This is a genomic window from Paraglaciecola sp. (genome assembly GCF_030730205.1).
In the GTDB taxonomy this organism is placed as follows: Bacteria; Pseudomonadota; Gammaproteobacteria; order Enterobacterales; family Alteromonadaceae; genus Paraglaciecola.
Genome location: NZ_JANQVQ010000031.1, coordinates 1 through 5,660, shown reverse-complemented (window position 1 = coordinate 5,660; position 5,660 = coordinate 1). Strand labels below are relative to the sequence as shown.

Here is a 5,660-nt window from a genome sequence, read left to right as displayed (position 1 = left end):
ATGGCGATCGAGCAGACGCTGCGAGAACTGCTGTGCCTGCTCTGTCCAGTTTTCATGTAACTTCGACCATCCCTTCATGCACCCTCCAGTGGCATTGCCACCCTCGGGCGGCTAAAGCCGGTTAAATTCACGATGTAACTGGTATTTACTCGACGTAACGTAAGTTTCAATGTTACGTAGTCTAAATTCGATACTATCAAATTGTTGTTGAATATGACCAAGTGCTTGTTTTGGCGCTTCGCCACGTTGCCAAATCCGGGTTTTCACTTCCACCGGTTTTTCAATAGGTGGCACGACAACTTTGCCTGTTTTGGCTTCAGCAACTGATTTTTTCTCCAGCACTATCCAACCAACGATATACAACACCGGTAAAAAACCGCCAAAACCAAGTAGCAAGGATGCCAGCGCCACAACCCGGACTAACCACAGCTCCCAGCCGAAGTAGTCTGCGATACCGGCGCAGACGCCGGCTATCTTGCCGTTGCGGTCATCCCGCAACAATTCTTTTTTAAACTTTGTCATGGTCCCGTCTCCAATTTGGTGACTCTGCGTCCAGAATGGCTTCAAGGGTTTTAATCCTATCGGCCATTTTTTCAGCGCGGTTTGACAAATCATTCAGTTGGTTTAATTCAGTTTCTGACAAACCTTCTGAAATTTTACGTTTGCTTCGATAGTGCATAATGACCCAAATTGGCGCCACAAAAATCATGAACAATATCAGTGGTACGCCAAAAGCTTCATGAATTCCCATTATTTACTCCCTAACGCCTGTCGATCAGGCGTTATTGTCATTATTCAATTTAGCTTTTAATGCTGCCAGTTCAGAATCAATTTTGTCCTGAGCCGCCAGTTCAGCAAACTCGTCACGAAGCGTTTTCTTACCTAAATCATAAGACTCAACCTGGGCTTCCAGTGAATCGATTTTTTGTTCGTAACGCTCAAACTTATACATTGCATCGTTTAAGCGGTTGCTGTCTAACGATTTTTTCACTTCTAAACGTGACGCCACTGTTTTTTGACGCATCAGCATCGATTTCTGGCGTGCCTTGGCATCTGCCAGCTTTTCCTGCAATTGTCCGACTTCATCTTGTAACTTGCTGACATGTGCATCTAAATTGGCAATGTCTGCAGCAACCGAAGCCGCTTGATCCGCTGATTTTTGTTTTTCAATCAAGGCAGAACGAGCTAAATCATCTCGGTCCTTAGCAAGAGCCAACTCGGCTTTTGCCTGCCAATCAACCACTTCTTCTTCCAGGCGGCTGACAACTCGTTGCAGTTCTTTTTTCTCAGCGATGGTTTTAGCTGAGGTTGAACGAACTTCAACCAAAGTGTCTTCCATTTCCTGAATAATCAACCGCACCATTTTTTCTGGATCTTCAGCTTTATCCAATAAAGCGTTGATGTTTGAGTTCACGATGTCTGAAAAGCGAGAGAAAATACCCATGATTATTACCTCATTAATTGTCTGATTGACACAAGATACCTTATTCAGTTTCCTTGCCAACTTTCAAATCACACATAAATCATTGTTATATATGCGCTTTATTTATTTTCAACAACTACTTCTGAAATCATGCCGTATGAAATAGACTACTTATTAGTAAAATTCACTAATTTGTAGCAGCGTCATGGCAAGAGCATTCCAGCAAGATAATTTGATTGGCCAGTCCAACAGCTTTTTAAACGTGCTTGATCAAGTTTCACAGATAGCACCTTTAAATAAACCAGTATTGATTATCGGCGAGCGTGGTACCGGTAAAGAATTGATTGCAGCACGTTTGCACTATCTTTCCCAGCGTTGGGATCAGTCCTATTTGACATTGAATTGTGCATCATTGAACGAAAACTTACTTGAAAGTGAATTATTTGGTCATGAAGCTGGTGCATTTACCGGAGCGAGCAAACGCCATGAAGGCCGTTTTGAACGGGCCAATTTTGGTACTTTGTTTTTGGACGAACTTGCCAACACCCCAGGATTAGTCCAGGAAAAACTGCTTCGAGTCATTGAATACGGAGAGTTTGAACGCGTCGGTGGCAGCAGGGCGATTAAGGTTGATGTACGACTGATTTGTGCGACTAATGAAGATTTACCCGGAATGGCAGATCGTGGTGAATTCAGAGCAGACTTGCTGGACCGGCTTGCTTTTGACGTGATCACGTTACCGCCAATGCGCGAGCGACGCGAAGATATTTTAGTGCTGGCCGAGCACTTCGCAATCAGCATGGCCCGCGAACTCAATTTTGAGTTGTTCAGCGGGTTTTCTGAAAAAGCAAAGCGGATGCTGCTTGATTATGAATGGCCTGGAAATGTGCGGGAATTGAAAAACGTGGTAGAACGCAGTGTCTATCGTACAAATAATCCATATGTGCCGGTGCACGAGATTTTACTAGACCCATTTGCTTCCCCTTTTCGCCCGCAAACTCGCGTCAGAACGCAAGATAGAATCACCGCTGTAACCAATGCACAACCGGCGATAGCTAAAGTGACGACTTCAGGTGATAATACGGCAATACCTGCCGCAAAGCAGCACGTTCAGTCAGAGACTTCAGCGCCTCAACCAGACTTTAATCAACAGCAGGATTTTAAAGTATTGTCTGAACATTCGGTTGTCACGTTAATTAAACAAGCATTGTCTGCCTGCCAATACAATCAGAAAAAAACGGCGGAAGCATTAAATCTGACCTATCATCAGCTTCGTGGTTATATGAAAAAATACAAACTGTTAGACAGCCAACAATGAAATCAATCGGCTCTTTTGCTACCATTATTTTGCTAACTATTTTTAGCAGTGCCTGCCAGCCAATATTGCCAACGACCCGCGTCAACGGGTTGGTCTATTGCGCTGAAGGCTCGCCGGAAAGCTTCAACCCGCAATTAGTAACTTCAGGCACCACCATTGATGCCATTAGCCAACATCTTTATGACCGCTTGCTAGATATCGACCCAGACAATGGGGAGTTAATTCCCGGTTTAGCAGAAAGCTGGCAAATTAGCGACGATGGATTAACATACCGTTTTCAGATTCGCCAAGGCGTCGAGTTTCATCATACCCGCTATTTCAGTCCTACCCGGCAACTGACCGCTGAGGATGTCCTTTTCACATTTGGCCGTTTATTGTTTGTACAACATCCATTTCATCAGACTGCCACCGAGTATCCTTACTTTGACAGCGTTGAATGGCAACAGTTGGTCGAAAAGTTAACCGTTATAAGCCCGATGGAAATTGAGTTTACCCTCACCAAACCTGACAGCTCGTTTTTATCAACGCTAGCCACCGATTTTGCGGCGATTTTGTCTGCTGAATATGGCGCCCAGTTAGTCAAAAATAAGACGCTGGCAGATTTAGACCAACTTCCAGTTGGCACGGGGCCGTTTTTATATCGCAATTATCAAAAAGATATCCTCATTCGCTATTACCGCCATCCTAAATACTGGCGTCAGCTGCCTCAAATGGAGCAACTGGTCATCGATATTGTTCCTGACAACACCAAGCGCATAGCAAAATTATTGACCCACGAATGCGATGTGGCGCCAATTCCACGTCTGGCAGAATTAACTTTGTTGTCAAAACGGGAAGATTTTGTAATAGACGCTCAAACCAGCATGAATGTCGGCTATTGGGCTTTTAATACACGCGTTGCCCCCTTTGACCAGGTTAAAGTTCGTCAAGCGTTGTCCTATGCGATTAATAAATCAAATATTATGCAGGCCGTGTATTTTGGTCAGGCAGAACCTGCTAATTCGCTGTTGCCGCCAACGTCTTGGGCTTACGATAAAAACCTGAATATTCAACGATATGATCCGCAACTGGCGAAAAAATTGCTTTCTGAAGCAGGTTATCCTCAGGGTTTTCAAATGGATATTTGGGCAATGCCTGTTCAACGACTATACAATCCAAATGCACTAAAGATGGCTGAGCTGATTCAGGCAGATTTAGCTCAAATTGGCGTACAGGCACATATTGTTTCTTATGAATGGAATACATTTCGTCGTAAACTTCGGCAAGGTGAACATGATTCCGTATTGATTGGCTGGTCAGCAGACAACGCTGATCCGGATAACTTCCTACGCCCTTTATTAAGCTGTGCTGCGGCCATTTCTGGCAGCAATCGTTCGAACTGGTGTGATGAAAATTACGACGAGCTTATCGCGAAAGCTGTCCATACCCCAATCCTCGAAGAGCGTCGAGCATTCTACCAACAAGCGCAACAATATCAGGCCGAGCAAATGCCGTTGGTCCCAATTGCTCACTCAAAACGCTTCCAGGTCCGCAGCCGGAATATTTCAGGCGTTAGGATCAACCCGTACGGTGGCATTAATTTTACGGCCGCAGGTAAATCGCTATGATATTTCATTATTTAATGCGCCGAATGTTTCTACTGAGCTTCGTCTTTGTGGCATTAACTATCTTTGCCTTTAGCCTTGGTTATTTATTTCCCGGTGATGTGCTGAGTAATTTTACCGGACTTAGAAATATCAGCCCGGCTGACGAAATAGTGCTGCGACAACAACTCGGTCTCGACCAAGGATATTGGCAACAATACATCTACTTTAATCAACGTATTCTCGACGGTAACTGGGCGCTATCCTTTTCTAGTCAACAAAATGTACTGGATGAAATCCTTAATGTGATGCCGGCGACGCTTGAACTTGCTTCCTATGCGTTATTGTTATCACTGCTGATTGGGGTTCCATTTGGTATTATCGCTGCGGTGCGTAAAGATAAATGGTTGGATAAACTGATTTCGGGCTTTGCTTTGGTTGGTTATTCAATCCCGACTTTCTGGTGGGCTCTGCTATTAATTATGGTGTTCTCTCTCACCTTGGGATGGTTGCCTACGTCTGGGCGCTTGAGTGTGTTGTATGAAATTCCAAGGTTGTCCGGTTTTATGCTGCCGGATATTCTAGGCTCCGACGCCCCATACCGCAATGAAGCTTTATTCGATGCAATCAGGCATCTTCTGCTGCCATCATTAGTGCTTGCAACTTATCCGACAACTGTGATGATCCGGTTTACTCGTGAATCTATGCTTGATGTGCTGGAGCAAAACTACATTAAAACGGCCAGAGCGAAGGGTTTAACCAGGTTACAAGTCCTTTATAAACATGGGCTACGTAACGCGCTATTACCTGTGACACGTCAAGTTGGTTTGCAATTTAGTACCCTGATCACCCTGGCGATGATTACCGAAGTGATTTTTTCTTGGCCAGGCATCGGGCGCTGGCTGATAGACAGTATTTATCAGCGGAACTTCCCGGCAATTCAGGGTGGCGTGTTAGTGGTATCGTCGTTGGTGATTGCGGTGAATATGTTTACCGAAATTCTTCATACATTGTTAAATCCGTTGGCCAGGAAGTAATGACATGAAAAAGTTCCGGCTCTATTATGAAGAGTATAATAAAGGCCCGTTTCGGCTTTTGTGGAAGCACTTCACGCAACAACACTTTGCTTTTTTTGGTTTTATCGCCTTATTGTTGTTACTGCTGCTCGCAGTATTAACTCCATTTTTAACCCCACATGATCCTTACCTGCAAAACTCCCAATTGTTGTTAGTTCCCCCTTCCTGGCAGAATTCAGGATTAGTGTCCTACCCTCTCGGAACAGACGATTTAGGGCGTGATCTGATGTCGCGGCTAATGGCTGGGACCAGTTATACGT

The 5,660-nt window shown here is 44.6% G+C and carries 6 protein-coding genes and 1 pseudogene; 4 read left to right on the top strand and 3 right to left on the bottom strand.

Annotated elements, in window-relative coordinates:
- Positions 1-111: 111 nt before the first annotated feature.
- Genes pspC through pspA form a run of 3 tightly spaced genes read right to left on the bottom strand, consistent with a single transcriptional unit; the run spans position 112 to position 1,444 of the window.
- Positions 112-522, bottom strand: coding sequence for an envelope stress response membrane protein PspC (pspC, locus tag NWQ57_RS03550; protein WP_306020681.1), 411 nt, complete (start codon positions 520-522; stop codon positions 112-114).
- Positions 509-751, bottom strand: coding sequence for an envelope stress response membrane protein PspB (gene pspB, locus NWQ57_RS03545; protein ID WP_306020680.1), 243 nt, complete (start codon positions 749-751; stop codon positions 509-511). The genes pspC and pspB overlap by 14 nt, the downstream gene beginning before the upstream one ends.
- 24 nt (positions 752-775) lie before the next feature.
- Positions 776-1,444 carry a phage shock protein PspA gene (gene pspA, locus NWQ57_RS03540; RefSeq protein WP_306020679.1) on the bottom strand — a complete coding sequence of 223 codons (669 nt, stop codon included), beginning with the start codon at positions 1,442-1,444 and terminating at the stop codon, positions 776-778.
- 184 nt (positions 1,445-1,628) lie between these two features.
- Here pspA and pspF point away from each other — a divergent pair, with 184 nt between their 5' ends.
- The 4 genes and pseudogenes from pspF to NWQ57_RS03520 form a co-directional block, all read left to right on the top strand.
- Positions 1,629-2,741, top strand: coding sequence for a phage shock protein operon transcriptional activator (gene pspF / locus NWQ57_RS03535; protein ID WP_306020678.1), 1,113 nt, complete (start codon positions 1,629-1,631; stop codon positions 2,739-2,741).
- A complete protein-coding gene (locus NWQ57_RS03530; protein WP_306020677.1) occupies positions 2,738-4,348 on the top strand; it encodes an ABC transporter substrate-binding protein in 1,611 nt (536 codons plus the stop codon). The genes pspF and NWQ57_RS03530 overlap by 4 nt, the downstream gene beginning before the upstream one ends.
- Positions 4,345-5,361, top strand: a complete 1,017-nt coding sequence (locus tag NWQ57_RS03525) for an ABC transporter permease subunit (RefSeq protein ID WP_306020676.1) — start codon at positions 4,345-4,347, stop codon at positions 5,359-5,361. Before NWQ57_RS03530 ends, NWQ57_RS03525 begins: the two co-directional genes overlap by 4 nt.
- Before the next feature lie 4 nt (positions 5,362-5,365).
- Positions 5,366-5,660: pseudogene (locus NWQ57_RS03520) on the top strand (peptide ABC transporter permease); the annotation flags it as partial.

Bases quoted from the DNA above. Each gene is read 5' to 3' on its own strand.
- pspC (WP_306020681.1), bottom strand. From the start codon at position 522: ATGACAAAGTTTAAAAAAGAATTGTTGCGGGATGACCGCAACGGCAAG.
- pspB (WP_306020680.1), bottom strand. From the start codon at position 751: ATGGGAATTCATGAAGCTTTTGGCGTACCACTGATATTGTTCATGATT.
- pspA (WP_306020679.1), bottom strand. From the start codon at position 1,444: ATGGGTATTTTCTCTCGCTTTTCAGACATCGTGAACTCAAACATCAAC.
- pspF (WP_306020678.1), top strand. From the start codon at position 1,629: ATGGCAAGAGCATTCCAGCAAGATAATTTGATTGGCCAGTCCAACAGC.
- NWQ57_RS03530 (WP_306020677.1), top strand. From the start codon at position 2,738: ATGAAATCAATCGGCTCTTTTGCTACCATTATTTTGCTAACTATTTTT.
- NWQ57_RS03525 (WP_306020676.1), top strand. From the start codon at position 4,345: ATGATATTTCATTATTTAATGCGCCGAATGTTTCTACTGAGCTTCGTC.